Below are 16,728 nucleotides of genomic sequence, written 5' to 3' on the forward strand. Positions count from 1 at the left end.
CAGCATTTACGAGCGATTCTCAGCATTTACGAGCGAGTGGTCATTATTTCACTATGACAGGCGGCGTATTAAATTCCTCTTTTTCAGCGGATAACTTATTCACCAGTGCACCTTGTGCATACACGAGCGAGGTTCTAGCTTCCATCCTCAGTCCTGGCAAGTCGTGTTTTGAAACGGTCGTCACTAATGGGAATTCCAATGATTTTTTGACTGAACTTAGATATTTTTGCCCTTTTTCAGTCATTCCTAAGACTCGAATGTATGCGGGAGGTGTTTCTAAAAGCTGATGCATCTCCTCTTTTTTTATTTTATTAAGTACATGAAGGCATGCTCTCTGCAACCTTGTCCATGTGTAGCGTTTTGTCTTTAAAAGGGTCATAAAAGTATTAAAACTGTCAGACGACTTGATAGCTTCAATCATTCTGTATTCTAAACCTTCTTCGACTTCATAGTAGCTGTTTATTTCTGAAGGACTTGAAGATAATAATTGATAACGGAGTAAGGGGAAGAAACGCTCCCAATTCATTAAAGTACCTTTTTCTTGCTGATCTTCTACCATAAGATCATAAGTGAAGGCAGGCATATAATTTTCGGCTTTACTTAGGTCCTTAGAGAATAATGCTTCCCTAATTGCAGTAGCACTTGCGATATTTCCCTTCCCTAGCACGACATCATGATAATCTGCGTTCTTTCTTTTTATCGTCAGCGGTTTTAATACATTACCAAGCTCCCGGCTAGCACGAATATACTCAAAACCCAATATATTGTTTGGTTTACTAAGGTCCAGCGGTAAAGGTGTATTTAGAGCTTCAAACGCCTTGGCTGCCGCGGCAGGATATGAAAGGCCATCAGACATAACGTTTCGGATGTTCAATTGATAATCAGCTTGCTGCGAGTCTAAAGAATCGTGAGTTTTAGTAAATACACTTATATCCCCGGACTCGCTGCCAAAGCAAAAAGATTCTGCACCCAATGCCTGGAGTAAAAAAATGCTGCCAAAAGCAAATCGAGGGGCATGGCTAGTGGCAAATGCATAAGGAAGTTCAATAACGATGTCAGCTCCGCCTAATAGCGCCATTTTTGTACGTTTCCATTTAGATAGAAGAGCTGGTTCTCCGCGTTGAAGAAAATTCCCGCTCATTACAGCGATCACACAGTCAGCATTCGTTTGTTTTTTCGTTTCCTGCAGATGATAATAATGTCCATTATGAAACGGATTATATTCTACAACAACACCTGTTGCTTTCAACAGTTCCACTTCCTTTTAAACGTTCGATTATACTTGTTTACATTGTACTAAAAAGAGTTTAGAATCAAAAGTGTCACTGTAAAGATATAATATTGACATTTTATATTTTGACCGATATAATTACTACTGTTGCCTTGAGGTGATAAAGACATGAAATGGTCACTACAAGAATTAAAAAATTTTTACCGTAAACCGTTAACGTTTGAACAAAATGTTGATGCGAGCGGAGTGATGGAAAAAGACCCGGAGATCAGAAGCATTGATCCTGTTCACGTAGAAGGACATGCAGATGTAACTCAGCAAAAAGCCACTTTTTACTTAAACATAAAAGGAAAAATGGTGTTGCCATGTGCCAGCACCTTGGTAGATGTGGAATTTCCATTCTCGGTAAAAACAACGGAAATTTTTATTTTCGATCCGGACTATACGGAATACGAAGATGAAGAAAGCCTTCACAAAATTGAAGGACATTACGTTGACCTTCTCCCTGTCATCGAAGAGCATATTTTGCTTGAAAAACCGTTAAAAATTACGGCAGCTGATGTGACAGACAGTCCGGCTCCTAAAGAAGGAAAAGGATGGCAGAGGGTTACGGAAGAAGACATGACAAACCGGGTTGACCCGCGTTTAGAAGGTCTAGCTAAATTTTTTGACGAAGACAAAAAGTGAAAGAATAGGTTATAATGATTCTTTCTAGAACCTTTAAGGAGGTGGATACAAAATGGCAGTACCTTTTCGCAGAACTTCTCAAACTCGCCAAGCGAAGCGTCGTACACACTACAAGCTTTCCATGCCTGGTATGGTAAAGTGTCCACAGTGCGGAGAATACAAGTTATCTCACCGCGTTTGCCGTGAGTGTGGATCTTACAAAGGAAAAGAAGTAGTAAGCAAGTAATGAAAAACAGGGAGCTATACGCTTCCTGTTTTTTCATATACATAAAAGTAGAAGCGCTTTCTTTGAAATGGAGGTGTATGAGTTGAGTGAACAACCTGTGTTATGGAGGAAGAAAAACGGAATGGGTTGGATTACCTTAAATAGGCCGGAAGTTAGAAATGCAATCAATTTTGAAGTGATGAAGCTTCTAACTGATTTTTTGAATGCTGCCAAGCAAGATGATGAAGTAAAAGTCCTCGTCATCACAGGTGCAGGCACAAAAGCGTTCTGTTCTGGAGGAGATTTAAGTGCATTTCATTCTCTTAAGACAGAAGAGCAGGCATATGGCATGCTTTCTAAAATGGGATCTGTACTAAATGATCTGTTTTTCTATCCAAAACCTACTGTTGCTTTAATAAACGGATCAGCGGTAGGAGGCGGTTGTGAGATTGCGGCTGCATGCGATTTAAGACTTGCAAGAGCGGAAGCTAAAGTAGGCTTTATTCAAGGTCGTTTAGGCATCACAACAGGTTGGGGAGGCGGCAGTTATTTGCTAGAGAGGATGGGACAGATCGAAGCGATGGATCTTTTATATAGCTCAACCCCTGTTACAGCCAAGCAAGGAATGGACCGAGGGTTTATTCAGTACGTGATAAAAGGAAACTCTTTAAAAGAAACAGAGCGCTTCTTACTGCGTTATATTCAGCAGCCTCTCGGAGTTATCACCTCATATAAAGCACTGCAGCTTCAAAGATATGATGAAGCCAAAATCAAAAAAAGTGTACAGCTTGAGATTGAGCGATGTGCGAAGCTGTGGGCATCAGATGAACATCATAAAAGAGTAGAGGCGTTTTTAAATAAATAAGTTTTCCCTCATTTTAGTAGAATAAAAAGTCTATCTTTTCTAGCACTAGCATATTCTTATTACAAACCACTAAAATGGGGGGATCTAAATGACAAATTTGCGCCAGGATGCCTGGACAAAAGACGAAGATGCAATTCTTGCAGAAGTTACACTCCGGCACATACGTGAAGGAAGTACACAGCTAGTTGCTTTTGAAGAAGTAGGAGAGAAATTAACAAGAACACCTGCCGCTTGCGGATTCAGGTGGAACTCGCTTATAAGGAAACAATATGACAAAGCAATCGCTGAGGCAAAAAAAGTTCGAAAAGAGCGCAATAAAAGAAAAGTGAGACAGCATCTTTCTGCATTAGAAGAAAGTGCTCATCCTCAACTAAGTGATGCCAAAAACAGCGATCAAAATGAGAAGCCACTTACGTTAAATGAAATCATACTATTTTTACAGCAGCTTCAAATTGAAGACCCTTCTGCTAAAAGCTTAGAAGCTGAAAACAGTGCGTTATTATCAAAGCTTCAACAATTAAAGAAAGAAAACGGCAACTTAAAGAGCAAACTTAGCAAAGTGAATAAAGAATATGAGACGGTTTACAGGGATTATAAAGAAGTTCTGCAGATTATGGATAGAGCGAGAAAACTCGTAGAAGTACCTGTAAGAAATTAAAAAAAGATGGCAAATTTGCCATCTTTTTTAATATTTTTATGCTAGGCGTTGTTCACTCACGCCAGTAGGATACCAAACATAAGGGTTTTGACCGCGATCGCGATCTTGATTATATGTTACAGCCTCAAAGCCCATCTTTTCCCAGAAACCGCCAGATTGCTGTCTGCCATTCGTTTTGATTGGAAGCTGGAATGTTTTTGCGAACTCTACTAATGCCTTTCCAAGTCCTTTCGTTTGGTGGTGTGGCAACACTTCTAGTTTCCAAAGCTCCAAATAATCCTGAGGCGGATCAAAATACTGATCATATGCAGCTTCAATTTGATATAGACTCATGCGGGCAACTAGTTTATCACCATAATAAATTCCGTAGAACGGAGACTCACTGTCGTTTTCAATCATATTTTCTTGAAGATCCTCGAGCATTGACAGCTCTTGAACACCATATTCTTTGAACTGTTTAAATTCTTCAAGCGTTTTATAGTTAACTAATAATTTTTTTACTTCATACTTTGACATATTCTCTCCCCCAGTCATCCTGTACTTTTCTCTATAGTTATAGTATATACTAATTATGCAAAAAATTCTTTAAAAATAAAATATTCGTTTAGTTTACGCTTACAAAAAAGGATATTCGGCTTTTTTGTCGAAAAACGTAATGTTGATAACAGGAAGGAGGATTAACATGAAAAAAATCTTAATTGCCAATCGTGGGGAAATTGCTCTTCGAATTATCCAAACGTGTAAAGAAATGAACATTGAAACGGTAGCAGTATATTCTGAAGCAGATAAAGACCTCCCTTTTGTAAAAGCTGCTGATGAGGCTGTACATATTGGTGAACCACCGGTTGCCAAATCCTATCTGCAGAGTGATGTTATCCTAGAGGCTGCACTCAAACATAAGGTAGACGCCATTCATCCAGGATATGGACTTTTATCTGAAAATGATGAGTTTGCCAGAAAAATAGAAGAAGCGGGTATAACGTTTATAGGTCCCTCGCCTCAGACGATTGAGTGGATGGGCGATAAGATTATGGCAAGAAAAACAATGCAGCAAGCAGATGTTCCGATTGTACCGGGAACGATTGAGCCCATTGAAGATGTAGAAGAGGGAATTAAACTTGCTGAACAGATCGGCTATCCTGTTATGCTTAAAGCAAGCAGCGGCGGTGGCGGGATCGGAATGGTGAAGTGCGAGAATAAGGACGATCTTCGTAAGCACTTTGTATCTTCACAGCAGCGTGCCAAAAATTACTTTGGTTCTGGCAGAATGTTTATTGAAAAATGTATTGAGAATGCAAGACATATAGAAGTCCAGATCATGGGTGATTCACATGGAAATATCGTTCATCTTTACGAGAGGGATTGCAGTGTTCAGCGCAGAAACCAAAAAGTAGTCGAAGAATCTCCTTCACCTTTTTTAACAGAAAGTCTTCGCTCTAAGATTACCAAATCAGCTGTAAAAGCGGCTATTGCAGTAAATTATGTAAATGCAGGGACGGTTGAATTTGTTGTAAGTGAAAATGGTGAGTTCTATTTTTTAGAGATGAACACTAGACTTCAAGTCGAGCATCCTGTAACAGAAAGTATTACAGGTCTGGATCTTGTAAGATGGCAGATTCAAATTGCGCAGGGTGAAAAGCTTCCTCTGACTCAAAATGAGATTGTGAGTAAAGGTCATGCAATAGAGTTCAGGCTTTACGCGGAGGATCCAGTAACATTCTTCCCGTCACCTGGAAAGATAGAGGAACTTGTTTGGCCGCAAACGGAGAATGTAAGAATCGATAGAGGTTATGAAAGTGGAAATACGGTTACACCTTTTTATGATCCTATGATCGCGAAGATTATTGTAAGCGATTCCAATCGTGAGGAATGTATTAAACGTGGTCTTGAATTCTTTGAGAAGCTTGAAATTAATGGGCTTAAAACAAATGCACCGCTATTTCAAATGCTATTAAACGAAGAGGATTTTGTAAAAGGTGATTATACGACAAGCTATTTGGGCAAACGAACAGTAAGTAAATCATAATTAGAAAAAGGGAGAGAGAGAAATGAAAGAAATTACAGCATCTATGGCAGGTACAGTATGGCAAGTATTAGTGAGTGAAGGTGAAGCAGTTAGTGAGGGTCAAACTGTTATTATCTTGGAATCTATGAAAATGGAAATCCCGGTTGATGCTACAGACGGTGGAACTGTAGAAAGCGTTAAGTTTGCATCTGGAGATTTTGTTAATGAGGGCGATGTACTCGTTACATTAAAATAATTAGCTCTGCATAAATTCTGAGCGAGCGCTCACTCTCTTAAAGGAGGTATATCATGGTTGCAAAATTAGAAAACCAACTAAAAGAAAAAATTGAACAGATCGAAGCAGGCGGTGCAGAGAAGTATCACGAAAAAAACAGTTCTCAAAATAAGATGTTTGTACGAGAGCGACTTAATCTGCTTTTTGATAAAGGTGAATATACAGTTGAAGATGCCAAATTCGCAAACAACCAAGCCGGGGATCTTCCAGCAGATGGTGTTGTAACAGCAATCGGTAAACTTGGTGGCAAAACAGTTTGTGTAATGGCTAATGATTCAACTGTAAAAGCTGGTTCTTGGGGAGCGCGAACAGTTGAAAAGATTATCCGCATTCAAGAGACTGCTCAAAAGCTAAAAGTCCCAATGCTCTATTTAGTTGACTCTGCAGGTGCTAGAATTACCGATCAGATCGACATGTTTCCAAACCGCCGTGGAGCAGGAAAGATTTTTTACAATCAAGTGAAAATGTCTGGTATGGTTCCCCAGGTTTGTATTTTGTTTGGTCCGTCAGCCGCTGGAGGAGCGTATATTCCGGCGTTTTGTGATATCGTAATCATGGTAGATCAGAATGCATCCATGTATTTAGGAAGTCCGCGTATGGCCGAGAAGGTAATCGGTGAGAAAGTAACGCTTGAAGAAATGGGCGGAGCAAGAATGCATTGTTCAATTAGTGGATGCGGAGACCTTTTAGCTGCTAACGAAACAGAAGCGATTGAGGAAGCAAGACGTTATCTTTCATACTTCCCTAGCAACTACAAGCAAAAAGCTCCTGTTAAAGAAGCTGTTTCACCTAAGGCTGGCAGAGATTTAGAAGCGATTGTTCCAGAAAATCAAAACGTTCCATTTGATATGTATGAGTTTATCGACGGGCTGATTGATGAAGGAAGCTTTTTTGAAATGAAGAAATTATTTGCGCAAGAGATCGTAACTGGTTTTGGCCGCATTGACGGAAAGCCTGTTGGCATAATTGCAAACCAGCCTAAAGTAAAAGGCGGCGTATTGTTTGTTGATTCTGCTGATAAAGCAGCGCGTTTTATAACGCTTTGTGATGCATTCTCGATTCCGCTTCTTTTCTTATCTGACGTTCCTGGGTTCATGATCGGAACGAAAGTAGAACGAGCTGGGATTATACGTCACGGGGCTAAGTTAATCGCGGCTATGAGCGATGTAACCGTTCCGAAAATTTCAGTTATTGTTCGAAAAGCATATGGAGCAGGCCTTTATGCAATGGCTGGTCCTGCTTTTGAACCAGATTGCTGTATTGCGCTCCCTACGGCGCAAATTGCCGTTATGGGACCTGAAGCTGCTGTAAATGCCGTATATTCGAACAAAATAAATGCAATTGAAGATGTTAAAGAACGTATTCAGTATGTTCAGCAAAAGCAGCAAGAATATAAAGAACACATTGATATTTATAAGCTTGCATCTGAAATGATCATTGACGATATCGTTTCCCCTTCATCGTTGCGAGACGAACTTACGAACCGTTTTGCTTTCTATGAAAACAAAGAAATGATCTTTAGTGAACGCAAACATCCGGTTTATCCCGTATAAACGAACCCTCCCGCACGCACGGGAGGGTTTTTTTGAATGTTTCATATATATGGTAATATCAAGATAAAAAAGGCTTTAGGGGGTTTCTATGAAGGTAAGTATAATTGGCGGCGGGGCGATTGGCTTATTAGTCGCGTATTATTTAAAAATAAATAAAAAAGAACCTGTTATCTATACTCGAAGTGCCGAACAGGCTGAAGCGTTAGGGAAGTCCGGCCTCACCTATATAAACGTAGAAGGTTTACCGTACAATGTCAAAGTAGAAGCAAAGCCTATTGAGGAATTTAGTGGGAGAGAATCATATTGTATAATCACGGTTAAGCAAACGGCAATAAAAGATTTACAATGGCTAGGAGATCACAAAGAAATCTCGTGCCTCTTTTTACAAAATGGTATCAGCCATCTTTCTTTTATAGACAACATGCCTCATAAACAGGTAAGCATAGGTGTAGTGGAACATGGAGCTGTAAAAGAAAATCATACAACGGTTCACCATTTAGGAGTAGGAAGAATAAAGCTGTCTTCTTACAGAGGGAATGCTCACTTTGAATGGAAGTCGCTTCTAAATTCAAATTCTTCACTCGTAAAAATAGAAGAAGTATGGGAAACGATGGTGTATGAGAAATTAGTTATGAATGCATGCATAAATCCCCTAACAGCAATTTTAAGAGTTACAAATGGTGAACTGCTCTCAAATAATTATGCCTTTTCTATAATGAAAAAACTGTATGATGAGACGATCAGCGCTTTGAATTTAATCGATCGGCGAGAAGCCCTATGGAAGGAATTGCTAATACTTTGCAGAAATACTTCATTGAACCGCTCATCCATGTTAAAAAGTGTGGAAAGCGGTCAGCAAACGGAAATAGACAGCATTACAGGTGAAATTATCAAACGAGCAATAACACTCAAGATTGACACTCCCTATTCCCGGTTTGTATATGAAGCTGTTAAAGCATTAGATCGGAGAGGATGAATGATTGATTAGTGTAATAGGTGCGATTATGGCTACTTTAATAACCGTTCCTTATATCGTCTTTTTTCTTGTTAATAAGAGTATATATAAACTTACGAAAAAGAAAAGAATGGCCTTTAAGGCAGGGACCGACAGTACAACATTTTTTTTGTTTTTAGCCATTGAAAGAATGACAGTTGAGATTTGGGGCCAATCTTATTACTGGATCCTTCTTTTGTTATTTTTATTGGGCTGTTTATTTTTTACATATTTAATTTGGAAATATGAGCTGGATTTATCAATTGGTAAGATTTTAAGGCTCAATTGGCGGCTGCAATTCCTTATTCTTTCCATCGGATATTTTTCATTAATGTCTTATGGCATCGTTTCACGAATTTTGGAAGTTTAGAGCAAATCTTTTTTTGTCTTCAACATTTCTTTGCTATACTCGTTAAGGATGTAATTGATACGAAGAAAGGAAGTACATAAATGAGACTGGAGGAAATGCAGCTTCATACATCACCTTTTCTTGAAAGGTACTCCAACGGAGATTCAGATGTTGTCCGTTTTTTTGATTATAAAGCACCTCAAGATAAGCGTGAATGGACGAAAAGGCAGCAGGAATTGAAGCGATATTCATTTCCAAGGCAAGAACTAACACAGTATTTATCTTTTTATAATGAAAAAATAGGCTCATCACCTAAAACATCGGACCATATACAAAAACTGAATTCACCTGAAACTTTAGCTGTTGTTGGTGGACAGCAAGCAGGTCTTCTCACTGGACCGCTTTTAGTTATTTATAAATGCATTAGTACGATTCAATTAGCAAAACAAGCTCAAAAAGAACTCAACGTTCCGGTTGTTCCTATATTTTGGATAGCTGGTGAGGATCATGATATGGATGAAATCAATCATGTAATGGTTCCGATGAATAATACAGCTAAAAAAATATCTTTAAAAGCAGCATCATCAGTTAAGTCTTCTGCATCATTGTGGAATTGGAACAAAGAAGATGTTAAGCCTTGGCTTAAAGAAGTATTTCGTGCTTTTGGTGAAACTGCATTTACGAGTGATCTTTTTGCTGAGACTGAAAGAATATTAGAGAAGTCTGATTCCATTGTTACGTTTTTTGCTAAACTGCTTTCAAAGTGGTTCAGAGAGGAAGGATTAATTCTTTTAGATTCTGGGGACCCCGAATTCAAGAAACTTCAATCCCGTGCTTTGCAGGATATGATCATTAAAAACAGTGAAATTGATGCAGCTTTTATTTCCCAAACGAATGAACTTAATAAAAGCGGATATCGTGATCCGATAGAAGTTCAAAAAAACAATGCTCATTTGTTCTATACACAAGATAATGAAAGAATTCTATTATATCGTTCTGAGAATGGCTTTACCTCAAAAGAAAATGATTTTTCTATTACGGAGACAGAACTATTAGAAGAAGCTGTACAATTCCCAGAGAGATTCAGCAACAATGTTGTAACACGTCCGTTGATGCAAGAATTTATGCTTCCTGTTCTATCCTTTATCGCTGGCCCTGGGGAGATATCCTATTGGGCTGTACTTGGAAAGGTTTTTCATCAATTTAATAGAAAAATGCCAATATTAACTCCAAGGTTGTCTTTTACCCTTGTAACGGATCATATTCAGAAGTTGATGAAATCTAAAGAGTTAACAGTGAAACAAGTAATAGAAAAAGGAACAGATGATTTCAAAAGAGAGTGGTTTTCTCAAAATAGACCGATCGAAACCAATGAATCCATTGAAACAGTTAAAGCAGAAATTACGGCCGCATACGGAAAACTTCTTAAATTGGCAGAAGAAATTGATAAGAAACTCCTTCCTGTTGCAGATCATAATCTAAAGAGGATCCATTCAGAAATTGACTATATCGAACACAAGATGGAACAGCGAGTTCGTAAAAAAGTGAAAGAGCCGCTTGCCGAATTCGATGAGATCATGCTGCAATTAAAACCTACAGGGATTTTCCAAGAAAGGATCTGGAACATTTACCAATTCTACAATGAGTTGGGTCCTGATCTTGTAAAACAACTTATTCAATACCCTTATGAATTCAATGGAAAACATAAAATTCTTTTCTTATAAATAATAGAAAATATTTTAGAAAAAATCCTGTGGTACAGCAGGATTTTTTTTTTTGTACACGAATAATACTGGTAGTGGTGAAAAGTGGAGCGTTGTGGTAGATTTAGGGTAGAAAGTGGGTGATCATATGTTCATGGGAGAGTATCAGCACAGCATCGACGAAAAAGGACGTATGATCATCCCCTCCAAGTTTCGTGAAGAACTAGGCACAGAGTTTATTTTGACTCGCGGGTTGGATCAATGTGTATTCGGCTATCCTTTAAGTGAGTGGAAAGTAATTGAAGAAAAACTTAAGAACTTGCCATTTACAAAGAAGGATGCGCGTGCATTTACACGTTTTTTCTTTTCTGGTGCGGCTGAATGCCAGCTTGATAAACAGGGAAGAGTGAATATTGCATCTCCACTCAGAGATTATGCAAAACTAGAAAAGGATTGCGTAGTCATAGGTGTCTCGAATAGAATTGAAATTTGGAGCAAATCGATTTGGGAAGAATATTTCTCAAAGTCAGAAGACTCTTTTGGAGAAATTGCAGAAAGTCTGATGGACTTCGATTTATAACCCCTTAAGTTTACAGCAGAAAGGAATTTTCCATGTTTGACCATATAACTGTTTTAAAACAAGAATCTGTAGATGGTTTGCACGTTAAACCAAATGGTATTTATGTTGATTGTACAATGGGTGGGGCGGGCCATAGCGGACTCATTCTGTCTCAGTTAGAAACTGGCCATCTATATGCCTTTGATCAAGATGACAAAGCTATTGAAAACGCACGTCAGGTACTGAAGGAACATGAAGGTAAGTTTACGATTATTCGCAGCAATTTCCGTCACATAAAAAAAGAGCTAGCTAACCGCGGTATACATAAGGTAGATGGGATTCTTTTTGACCTAGGTGTCTCATCCCCACAACTTGATGAAGCGGATAGAGGATTTAGCTATCAGCATGATGCTGATCTTGATATGCGAATGGATCAGACTAGTGAACTTACAGCAAAAGAAGTGGTAAACGAATGGTCGTTCAATGATTTGATGAAAATTATCTCGAGATATGGCGAAGAAAAATTCGCTAAACAGATCGCTAGAAAAATTGAAGCGGCACGAGAGAAAAAAGAGATTCAAACAACGGGAGAACTTGTCGAAATAATAAAGGAAGCTATTCCTGCTCCTGCAAGGAGAACAGGCGGACATCCTGCAAAACGGACATTTCAAGCCATTCGTATTGCTGTAAATGATGAGTTGAACGCCTTTGAAGATGCACTTCAAGACTCTATTGAACTTTTAAATGTCGGTGGAAGAATTGCAGTCATCACGTTTCATTCGTTAGAAGATCGTGCGTGTAAAAATATACTTAAAAAGGCTAGTACAGGCCCTGAATTACCTCCAGGGCTGCCGGTCATACCTGAAGAATTCAAACCTGAACTAAAGCTCATTACAAGGAAACCGATCGTACCAACAGAAAACGAGCTTGAAGAAAACAGAAGATCACGCTCTGCGAAATTGAGAATTGCTGAAAAACAAAAATAGAGAGGAGAGCTATAGTGAGTAATTTAGCCTATCAAGTTCAGAATCAACAAATGAAATTACAGCCTGAAAGAAACCCTAAGCCGGTTCAGCAGCCATCCCGTAAATTATTTACAAAAGGTGAAGTGATTTTATGGGGGGCTATGGGGGTTGTATTAGTAGCAGGATTAATTTGGCTCATTTCTCTTTATGCATCTGTCTATCAAGCTACTGCAGAAGTTGTGGCCACTCAAAATAAAATCACAGCGGAAACAAAGGTTGTTGAAGATTATCACCTGCAAGTGACAGAACTGAGCAATCCAGAACGAATCATGAAATTAGCGAAGGAACAAGGTTTCATCTTTGACGATAAAAATGTAAAAGTGGTCCAGGACTAAAAAGCAGGTGTTGTTATGAAATTAAAAAGAAAAAATGTTGGAGCAGGTATTCTTATGGTTTTGTTTACCGTGCTCTTTTTTGTATTAACGAGCAAGTTTTTTCTCGTTGCTTCTTCTCAATCGGCAGAAGGCGTGGATTTAATTGAATATGGAAAAAGGAAATGGATGAAGAGCGATGTTTTAGATGCAAAGCGTGGAACGATGTTCGATCGAAACGGTGAAGTCATCGCCCAGGATATCCCTTCTTATAGTGTTATCGCTATTCTGGATAAGAACTACCCGAACCACATTAAAGATCCAGAAGCAGCAGCAGAGAAATTATCTGAAGTCTTAGACACAGAGAAGGATGAACTAGAAACACTATTGAGCAAAGAAGGAAGATTTCAGGTCGAGATTCCTTCTGGTAGAAAAGTATCTTACCGGAAAAAAGAACAGATCGAAAAGATGAAAATTCCTGGAATTGACTTTTTAAGAGAGTCTAGAAGGTATTATCCGAATCAAACTTTCGCTTCGCATGTATTAGGGTATACAGGAAACGGAGAAAGCGGAGTTCAAGCTGGAGTTATGGGACTTGAAAAATCACTGGATAAATATTTGCAGGAGAAAGATGGGAAGATTACTTTTGTAGGTGATGCGTTCAGCAGAGCGATACCTGCTAATAAAGAATCCATTACGCCGCCAAAACATGGTCAGGATGTTTACTTGACTCTTGATGAAAAAATACAGCTCTATCTAGATGAGGCTGTACAAGAAGCGGCTAAGAAATATAAACCAGAAAAGATTACAGGAATCGTTGCAGATCCAAAAACGGGACGAATACTCGCAATGACCAACTCCCCGAGTTTTAATCCAAACAAAAAAGATATTAAGAACTATACGAACTATGCTGTTTCATATCCATTTGAGCCTGGTTCCACGATGAAGATCTTTACATTAGCTGCTGCCATTCAAGAAGGTAAGTATAACGGCAATGAAGTGTTTCAATCTGGATCATACAAGCTTCCGAATATCGGAAGACCCATTTACGATCATAACAGAAGAGGATGGGGTCCGATCACCTATAACGAAGGGGTCCAGAACTCTTCAAACGTTGCTTTTTCAAAGCTTGTACGTGAGAAATTAGGTTATGAGAAATTTAGAAGCTATATCTCTAAATTTGGATTGGATCGTAAGACGAATATTGATCTTCCTAATGAAAAAAATGGCTCTATTCTGTATAACTATGAAATTGAAAAAGTAACAACTGCTTTTGGACAGGGTTCAACGGTTACGCCTATCCAACAAATTCAAGCAGCAACCGCTATTGCAAATAACGGAAAAATGATGAAGCCATATGTGATCGACAAAATCATGGATCCAGAAACCAAGAAAACTGTCCTTTCAAATGAACCTAAAGTTGCTGGCAATCCAATATCTGAAGCAACTGCTAAACAAGTGAGAGATATTTTAGAAACGGTTGTAACGGATGGAACAGGTAAACCTTATATGATCGATGGCTATAGTGTTGCAGGTAAAACAGGAACAGCACAGATTCCTGGAAAAGATGGCAAATACATCTCAGGATGGGGAGAGAATGTTTTTTCTTTCCTTGGCATGGCTCCAAAAGATGACCCAAAACTATTAGTCTATGTGGCTGTTGAACGGCCAAAGGTGGAGTTCCCTGAAATGGGTTCAACCCCAGTTGCAAATATCTTTACGAGTGTTATGAAAAGCAGTCTTCAATACTTAAACATACAGCCAGAAGCAAAACAAAAGAAAGATTCTGTTAATGTGAAAAAAACTTACGGAAAAGAATTGCCTGATTATACAGGCCAATCTGCAAAAGAAGCAAAAAGTGAGCTGGAAAAGCTAGGCATGGAAGTTTCTGTTATCGGTTCTGGAGATGAAATTATGAAGCAAGAACCATATGAGGGTGCTTATGTTATGAAGGGTGAACGGGTTATTCTTAGAACTTCAGGAGATGCGAAAATGCCAGATGTTAAAGACTGGTCTTACATGGATATCTTAAGAATCAGTAAACTTCTCGGTTTGAAAGAAACGATAACAGGCAGTGGTTTTGCAGTTAAACAAAGCATCAAACCTGGAAATCCTGTTAAAGAAGGAGACTTCTTTGTCGTTCAGCTCGAACCGCCGATGGAAACTGAACCTGAAAAAAAAGAGAATAAACAAGATAGTGATACGACGTCAGAAGAGGATACAGAAGAAGATCTGCCAATAACTGACTAATTGTTCTATGCGCTTGTGTACAAGCATATATTTGAAACGAACCATACAAGGGAGGTATTGTGTGTGCGAGTTTCAAATGTTACAGTACGCAGGCGCTTAATTTTTGTTCTTATATTTGGACTAGCTTTCTTTTTTGTCATTTCTGTGAGACTCGGCTATGTTCAATTTGTATTAGGAAATATGCTGACTGATCAAGCCCTCGATTCGTGGAGCAGAGATATCCCTTTTGAACCAAAAAGGGGAAAAATCCTCGACCGTAATGATGTCGTTCTGGCTACAAATATTAGTGCGCCAACCGTTTTTGTAGTTCCTAGGCAAATAAAAGAACCTGAAGATACAGCAGAAAAACTGGCTGCGTTGTTAAATATATCAAAAACAGAGGTGTATCAAAGGCTTACCAAGAAAGCTTCTATCGTTAGAATTGATAACGGCGGACGGAAAATCAGTAATGAAAAAGCGAAAGAAGTGGAAGCGTTAAATCTTCCAGGTGTTTTTGTTGCTGAGGACAGCAAACGCCATTATCCATACGGTTCATACCTTTCGCACGTGTTAGGATTTGCAGGAATCGACAGCCAAGGACTAACAGGACTAGAATTATATTATGATGAGCAGCTGAACGGAGAAAAAGGACACATTTCCTTTTTCTCCGACGCACGAGGACGGCGGATGCCTTCTTTATCAGATAAATATGAAAAACCAAAGGACGGTTATGACCTCAGACTAACTACGGACTCTCGTGTACAAACGATTATTGAAAGGGAACTAGATATCGCACAAGCGACCTATAACCCGGATGGCGCTATAGCGATTGCCATGAATCCCAATACTGGCGAAATCCTCGGAATGAGTTCACGGCCAGATTTTGATCCAGAAGAATATAAACGAGTTTCACCTGAAGTATATAACAGGAACCTGCCTGTTTGGGCACAATACGAACCAGGTTCAACATTTAAGATCATTACGCTTGCAGCAGCACTTGAGGAAGGAAAAGTAGATTTAGAGAAAGACCATTTCCATGATCCAGGATCAATTGAAGTAGCGGGAAGGAAACTGAAGTGCTGGAAGGCAGGAGGGCATGGCAGTCAATCCTTTTTAGAAGGAGTACAAAATTCATGCAACCCAGGTTTCGTAATACTTGGACAGCGATTAGGCAAAGATAAACTGTTTGAATATATAAAAGACTTTGGTTTTGGAGAAAAGACCGGTGTTGATTTAGCCGGTGAAGGAAGAGGAATTTTATTCTCGTTAGACCGTGTAGGACCGCTTGAACTGGCAACTACGGCTTTTGGCCAGGGGGTATCCGTTACACCGATCCAGCAAGTAGCAGCAGTTTCGGCGGCCGTAAATGGCGGTTATTTATACGAACCATATATAGCTAAAGAGCTTGTGGACCCTATTACAGGCAAAGTTATTAGTAAGCAGACTCCTAAACTAAAAAGAAAAGTGATCTCAGAAAAGACAAGTAAAGAAGTAAGGCGTGCTCTTGAAAGTGTAGTTGCTCAAGGAACAGGGAAAAATGCATTTGTAGAGGGTTACCGTGTTGGCGGAAAAACAGGTACTGCCCAAAAAGCTGAAGGTGGAGTTTACCTAAAGAACAATCATATTGTTTCATTTATCGGTATGGCTCCAGCAAACAACCCAGAGATCGTCGTATATGTAGCGATTGATTATCCAAAGGAAACGTTGCAGTTCGGTGGTATCGTAGCTGCCCCGATTGTTGGGAATATTATCGAAGACAGCCTTTCTGCTATGGGAGTTAAAAAGCAAAAAGGACAGATTGAAAAGGAAAAAACGTGGCTTGATGCACCTGAAGTTGTCGTTCCAGATCTAGTTGGAAAGAAAACAAAGGATCTGACAAACTTATTGTATAATTTAAAAATAGAAACTTCAGGAAAAGGAAGTTACATCGTACAGCAAGCCCCGCAAGCAGGGGTAAAGCTTGAGGCAGGAAAGACCATTCGTTTATTTTTGGGTGACAAAAAAGACGTAGAAGATTAAAATAAAGGATGGACATATAGCCAAGCGCGGAATCTTGCCT

Annotated in this window: 17 protein-coding genes; 15 read left to right on the top strand and 2 right to left on the bottom strand. The window is 39.1% G+C overall.

What is annotated here, in order from left to right:
• Positions 1–43 precede the first annotated feature (43 nt).
• Complete coding sequence (locus tag AWM68_RS09530) at positions 44–1,258, bottom strand: nucleotidyltransferase (protein WP_419865581.1); 1,215 nt, start codon at positions 1,256–1,258, stop codon at positions 44–46.
• Between the two features lie 141 nt (positions 1,259–1,399).
• Here AWM68_RS09530 and AWM68_RS09535 point away from each other — a divergent pair, with 141 nt between their 5' ends.
• The 4 genes from AWM68_RS09535 (at position 1,400) to AWM68_RS09550 (ending at position 3,646) form a co-directional block, all read left to right on the top strand.
• Positions 1,400–1,918, top strand: coding sequence for a YceD family protein (locus AWM68_RS09535; RefSeq protein WP_066240487.1), 519 nt, complete (start codon positions 1,400–1,402; stop codon positions 1,916–1,918).
• A 52-nt stretch (positions 1,919–1,970) separates the two neighbouring features.
• Positions 1,971–2,144, top strand: coding sequence for a 50S ribosomal protein L32 (gene rpmF, locus AWM68_RS09540; RefSeq protein WP_066240492.1), 174 nt, complete (start codon positions 1,971–1,973; stop codon positions 2,142–2,144).
• A gap of 82 nt (positions 2,145–2,226) precedes the next feature.
• Positions 2,227–2,988: an enoyl-CoA hydratase/isomerase family protein gene (locus AWM68_RS09545; RefSeq protein ID WP_231868410.1), complete on the top strand. Its 762-nt coding sequence runs from the start codon at positions 2,227–2,229 to the stop codon at positions 2,986–2,988.
• 88 nt (positions 2,989–3,076) lie between these two features.
• Complete coding sequence (locus tag AWM68_RS09550; protein ID WP_066240493.1) at positions 3,077–3,646, top strand: RsfA family transcriptional regulator; 570 nt, start codon at positions 3,077–3,079, stop codon at positions 3,644–3,646.
• A 36-nt stretch (positions 3,647–3,682) separates the two neighbouring features.
• Here the strand turns inward: AWM68_RS09550 and AWM68_RS09555 are convergent, their stop codons facing one another.
• A complete protein-coding gene (locus AWM68_RS09555; RefSeq protein ID WP_066240497.1) occupies positions 3,683–4,162 on the bottom strand; it encodes an N-acetyltransferase in 480 nt (159 codons plus the stop codon).
• 166 nt (positions 4,163–4,328) lie between these two features.
• Here AWM68_RS09555 and AWM68_RS09560 point away from each other — a divergent pair, with 166 nt between their 5' ends.
• From AWM68_RS09560 to AWM68_RS09610, 11 genes are all read left to right on the top strand, one after another.
• Complete coding sequence (locus tag AWM68_RS09560; RefSeq protein WP_066240500.1) at positions 4,329–5,672, top strand: acetyl-CoA carboxylase biotin carboxylase subunit; 1,344 nt, start codon at positions 4,329–4,331, stop codon at positions 5,670–5,672.
• 22 nt (positions 5,673–5,694) lie between these two features.
• Complete coding sequence (locus AWM68_RS09565) at positions 5,695–5,907, top strand: acetyl-CoA carboxylase biotin carboxyl carrier protein subunit (RefSeq protein WP_066240502.1); 213 nt, start codon at positions 5,695–5,697, stop codon at positions 5,905–5,907.
• A gap of 53 nt (positions 5,908–5,960) precedes the next feature.
• Positions 5,961–7,499, top strand: coding sequence for an acyl-CoA carboxylase subunit beta (locus AWM68_RS09570; RefSeq protein WP_066240505.1), 1,539 nt, complete (start codon positions 5,961–5,963; stop codon positions 7,497–7,499).
• A gap of 88 nt (positions 7,500–7,587) precedes the next feature.
• Positions 7,588–8,475 (top strand): ketopantoate reductase family protein, encoded by an 888-nt coding sequence (locus tag AWM68_RS09575; RefSeq protein WP_066240507.1) that lies wholly within the window; start codon positions 7,588–7,590, stop codon positions 8,473–8,475.
• A gap of 4 nt (positions 8,476–8,479) precedes the next feature.
• Positions 8,480–8,863: a DUF3397 domain-containing protein gene (locus tag AWM68_RS09580; protein WP_066240510.1), complete on the top strand. Its 384-nt coding sequence runs from the start codon at positions 8,480–8,482 to the stop codon at positions 8,861–8,863.
• 80 nt (positions 8,864–8,943) lie between these two features.
• Positions 8,944–10,566 (top strand): bacillithiol biosynthesis cysteine-adding enzyme BshC, encoded by a 1,623-nt coding sequence (gene bshC / locus AWM68_RS09585; RefSeq protein ID WP_066240513.1) that lies wholly within the window; start codon positions 8,944–8,946, stop codon positions 10,564–10,566.
• Between the two features lie 127 nt (positions 10,567–10,693).
• On the top strand, positions 10,694–11,125 hold the full coding sequence (mraZ, locus tag AWM68_RS09590) for a division/cell wall cluster transcriptional repressor MraZ (protein WP_066240515.1): 432 nt from the start codon (positions 10,694–10,696) through the stop codon (positions 11,123–11,125).
• A 32-nt stretch (positions 11,126–11,157) separates the two neighbouring features.
• Positions 11,158–12,090, top strand: coding sequence for a 16S rRNA (cytosine(1402)-N(4))-methyltransferase RsmH (gene rsmH, locus AWM68_RS09595; RefSeq protein ID WP_066240518.1), 933 nt, complete (start codon positions 11,158–11,160; stop codon positions 12,088–12,090).
• 14 nt (positions 12,091–12,104) lie between these two features.
• Positions 12,105–12,464 carry a cell division protein FtsL gene (gene ftsL / locus AWM68_RS09600; RefSeq protein ID WP_066240519.1) on the top strand — a complete coding sequence of 120 codons (360 nt, stop codon included), beginning with the start codon at positions 12,105–12,107 and terminating at the stop codon, positions 12,462–12,464.
• Between the two features lie 15 nt (positions 12,465–12,479).
• Positions 12,480–14,690 (top strand): penicillin-binding protein, encoded by a 2,211-nt coding sequence (locus AWM68_RS09605; RefSeq protein ID WP_066240522.1) that lies wholly within the window; start codon positions 12,480–12,482, stop codon positions 14,688–14,690.
• Between the two features lie 63 nt (positions 14,691–14,753).
• Positions 14,754–16,688: a stage V sporulation protein D gene (locus tag AWM68_RS09610; RefSeq protein ID WP_066240525.1), complete on the top strand. Its 1,935-nt coding sequence runs from the start codon at positions 14,754–14,756 to the stop codon at positions 16,686–16,688.
• Positions 16,689–16,728 lie beyond the last annotated feature (40 nt).

The sequence above is a fragment of the Fictibacillus phosphorivorans genome, assembly GCF_001619875.1.
Taxonomy (GTDB): domain Bacteria; phylum Bacillota; class Bacilli; order Bacillales; family Fictibacillaceae; genus Fictibacillus; species Fictibacillus phosphorivorans_B.

Bases quoted from the DNA above. Each gene is read 5' to 3' on its own strand.
- mraZ (WP_066240515.1), top strand. From the start codon at position 10,694: ATGTTCATGGGAGAGTATCAGCACAGCATCGACGAAAAAGGACGTATG.
- AWM68_RS09560 (WP_066240500.1), top strand. From the start codon at position 4,329: ATGAAAAAAATCTTAATTGCCAATCGTGGGGAAATTGCTCTTCGAATT.
- AWM68_RS09570 (WP_066240505.1), top strand. From the start codon at position 5,961: ATGGTTGCAAAATTAGAAAACCAACTAAAAGAAAAAATTGAACAGATC.
- AWM68_RS09550 (WP_066240493.1), top strand. From the start codon at position 3,077: ATGACAAATTTGCGCCAGGATGCCTGGACAAAAGACGAAGATGCAATT.
- AWM68_RS09575 (WP_066240507.1), top strand. From the start codon at position 7,588: ATGAAGGTAAGTATAATTGGCGGCGGGGCGATTGGCTTATTAGTCGCG.
- AWM68_RS09605 (WP_066240522.1), top strand. From the start codon at position 12,480: ATGAAATTAAAAAGAAAAAATGTTGGAGCAGGTATTCTTATGGTTTTG.
- AWM68_RS09535 (WP_066240487.1), top strand. From the start codon at position 1,400: ATGAAATGGTCACTACAAGAATTAAAAAATTTTTACCGTAAACCGTTA.
- rpmF (WP_066240492.1), top strand. From the start codon at position 1,971: ATGGCAGTACCTTTTCGCAGAACTTCTCAAACTCGCCAAGCGAAGCGT.
- bshC (WP_066240513.1), top strand. From the start codon at position 8,944: ATGAGACTGGAGGAAATGCAGCTTCATACATCACCTTTTCTTGAAAGG.
- rsmH (WP_066240518.1), top strand. From the start codon at position 11,158: ATGTTTGACCATATAACTGTTTTAAAACAAGAATCTGTAGATGGTTTG.
- AWM68_RS09565 (WP_066240502.1), top strand. From the start codon at position 5,695: ATGAAAGAAATTACAGCATCTATGGCAGGTACAGTATGGCAAGTATTA.
- AWM68_RS09555 (WP_066240497.1), bottom strand. From the start codon at position 4,162: ATGTCAAAGTATGAAGTAAAAAAATTATTAGTTAACTATAAAACGCTT.